Genomic DNA, 2,853 nt, shown 5'->3' on the forward strand with positions numbered 1-2,853 from the left:
CAGGGGCCGCGGCCCGTCGGCCGGTGCCGCCGCCCGCCGGGGAGTGCCCGGGCGTCCGGGTGAGCCGGCGGCGCCGTCCGGGTCGTCGCCGTTCGCGCGGCGCGTGGCGCGGGGCGGCTGCCAGTCCAGGGAGGGCTCCCGGCGCAGGACGCGTTCGTGCAGCCGGGACAGGCCCGGGCTCGGCTCGACGCCGAGTTCCTCCACGAGGGAGTGGCGCAGCCGCCCGTACACGCGCAGCGCGTCGGAGCCTCGGCCCGTCCGGTACAGCGCCACCATGAGGTGTCCGTGCAGGGTCTCCCGCAGCGGATGCTCGTTGGCGAGGGCCAGCAGTTCCCCGGCGAGCTCCTGGTGGCGGCCCAGCCGCAGGTCGGCGACGATCCGCTGCTCCAGGACCTCCATCCGCAGCTCGTCGAGCCGGATGGCGGCGGACTCCAGCCGCACCCCGTGCGGGATCCCGGACAGGGCGGGGCCCGTCCACAGGGCGAGCGCCTCGTGCAGCAGCCCGGAGGCGCGGCCGAAGTCGCCCTCCTGGTAGGCGGCGCGGCCCTCGGCCCGCAGCCGTTCGAAGCACGGCAGGTCGAAGTCCCGCTCGGGAACGGCGAGGAGGTAGCCGGGAGCGCGTGTCAGCAGCTCACCGGAGTGCGCGGAGCCGCCGGCCTCGGCGAGGACCTTGCGCAGCTGGGAGACGTACACCTGGAGGGTGGTGGTCGCGGTGCGCGGGGGTTCCGTCCCCCACAGCTCGTCGATCAGGCTGTGCACGGGGACCACCTCACCGGCCTGCACGAGCAGCGTGGCCAGCAGGGCGCGCGGTTTCGCGGCGGAGGGAGTGCGGGGCGACAGACTCACCGGCCCCAGTACCCGGAAACGCATCGGAGAGCTCCTTGATCAGCAGAACGAGGGGAGAGGAGAGCGTCGGCCGGTCCGGGCGGCGGCGTACGGTCAGCAGTCCTGGAGCAGGACGGCCGAGGCGGTGCACAGGACGCGGCTGCCCTGGCTGAAGGCGAGCCGGGTGCGTACGGTGGGCCGGCCGGCGTCGTCGCGTACCGGTTCCTCCGCCGCGACCGTGCAGGTCAGCGGAAGGTCGGCGTCGCCGAACCCGCGGAAGGACGCACGCCAGCGGGTCAGCAGGGCGTGGGCGGGCCGCAGCCCGTGCAGTTCGGCGGCGGCGAGCAGCGACGCCTGCCGGGACGCCTCCAGGAACACCGGGCCGGGGACATGGTCGCCGGGCACCGCCGTGAAGACCTCGTGGCCGGGATCGGCGGCCACGGGCAGCACGAACTCCCCGTAGGGCGCCCGCAGCGGCGGTCCCACGACGACGTTGCGCGGGTCCCCGCGCCCCACCGACTCCGGCGCCACGGCGGCCGGTTCCTCCTGCGTGACCACCGTCATGGAGGCCAGCGGACGCACCACCGGAGTGGTGCTCCGCAGACTCTCCTGGCGCCCCGCCTCCCGGTGCGACCGGTACACCCCCGGCATCAGGAACTGCAGCCGCGCGGAAGCGCTCCCACAGGGGACACCGTCGATCGCCACGTCGCTGCGGCAGTCGAGGCCGCGCGGGACGCCGTTGACCACGTCCACGGGCGTCACGATGAGGTCCAGCGTCATATGGGCCGGCCGGCCGGTGCGGCGCCACGGGGCCGGGTCGAGGACGTCGAGCCCGCTGGAGACGAACACCGCGGGGCGTTCGGCGGGCACCCGGAAGTACTGGTGGGCGACGAAGTGCGTCGCCTGGCGCAGGGTCTCCGCGATGTAGAGCAGATCGTGGAAGGTGCCCGGCCCGTCGGTGAACGTCCCGTGCTCCTGGGGCAGTTCGGCGGAGAGCGCGAAGTGCTGCTCCACGGGAGCGGCGGCGTCCAGCAGGAAGCCCTCCGGTGTGACGGGTCTGTGCAGCAGGTGCAGCGGTGCGACGAGACCTCTGGAGTCCGGGGCGGAGGGGGCGGGCTGAGAGGTGAAGGTGATGTCCATTGCAGCTCCTTCTGGGATGGCCGGCCCGGGATGAGCGTGGGGCGCGGCCGGTGCGCACAACGCCACAGGGCGGTGGCGAAAAGATTCCGCCACCGCCTCCACGGTGTCCTGGATCACTGGTATCGGCCTGTACCTGGCCTGGAACCGGGCTGGATCACCGCGGAATCGGGCCATCCGGCACACCGGACACCGGGTGGTGCGAGGGTTACGCGGCCTGCGTGGACCGCGCGGCGACCAGGGGATGGTCGGCGGCGAGCGGCCCCGCCGCGCTCGCTCCGCCCGGCGACCCGAGTTCGGCGAAGACCTCGGAGTCCGCGGTCCGGTACTCGCTCCACTCGGCCGGGACGTCGTCCTCGAAGAAGATCGCCTCCACCGGGCAGACGGGTTCGCACGCACCGCAGTCGACGCATTCGTCGGGCTGGATGTAGAGCTTCCTCGGCCCCTCGTAGATGCAGTCGACCGGGCATTCGTCGATGCACGCGCGGTCCTTGACGTCGACACAGGGCTGAGCGATCACATAGGTCATTTGCTGTCCCTCCCCGGGGAACTGCGGTCGAACGGTGACGGTGTTGCGGTGACGGTGCTGTGGTTCACGGTTCCGCCGTGATGGATCCGCGATTCACGCGCGGGTGGCCGTGGTGGAGCGGGGGTGCCGGGCGGAACGCCCGACCGTCCAGGTGTCGTTGCCGGCGAGGAGAGCGCCGAGGTCGCCCTTGCCCTTCAACTCGACGGCCTTGTCCAGTTGGTCGGCCATCTGTGTGTCGTAGACGGGCCGGTCGATGGAGCGGAACACGCCGATGGGGGTGTGGTGCAGGGTGTCGGGGTCGGCGAGTCGGGAGAGGGCGAAGGCGGTGGTGGGGGAGGGGGTGTGGGCGTCGTGGACGAGGA

The 2,853-nt window shown here is 73.0% G+C and carries 3 protein-coding genes and 1 pseudogene; all 4 read right to left on the bottom strand.

What is annotated here, in order from left to right; genetic code table 11:
- The coding region (locus M8J73_RS44435; protein WP_249829925.1) for an AfsR/SARP family transcriptional regulator at positions 1 to 870 on the bottom strand (870 nt) is incomplete at its 3' end.
- A 69-nt stretch (positions 871 to 939) separates the two neighbouring features.
- Positions 940 to 1,965, bottom strand: coding sequence for an AfsA-related hotdog domain-containing protein (locus M8J73_RS44440; protein WP_055541287.1), 1,026 nt, complete (start codon positions 1,963 to 1,965; stop codon positions 940 to 942).
- A gap of 205 nt (positions 1,966 to 2,170) precedes the next feature.
- The gene (fdxA, locus tag M8J73_RS44445; RefSeq protein ID WP_055541288.1) at positions 2,171 to 2,491 is read right to left on the bottom strand and encodes a ferredoxin; all 321 of its coding nucleotides are present in this window, start codon (positions 2,489 to 2,491) and stop codon (positions 2,171 to 2,173) included.
- A 93-nt stretch (positions 2,492 to 2,584) separates the two neighbouring features.
- A pseudogene (locus M8J73_RS44450) lies at positions 2,585 to 2,853 on the bottom strand (hypothetical protein); the annotation flags it as partial.

The organism is Streptomyces neyagawaensis (genome assembly GCF_023516595.1).
GTDB classification, from domain to species: Bacteria; Actinomycetota; Actinomycetes; order Streptomycetales; family Streptomycetaceae; genus Streptomyces; species Streptomyces neyagawaensis.

Coding starts and splice junctions, on each gene's coding strand:
- M8J73_RS44440 (WP_055541287.1), bottom strand. CDS start 1,965: ATGGACATCACCTTCACCTCTCAGCCCGCCCCCTCCGCCCCGGACTCC.
- fdxA (WP_055541288.1), bottom strand. CDS start 2,491: ATGACCTATGTGATCGCTCAGCCCTGTGTCGACGTCAAGGACCGCGCG.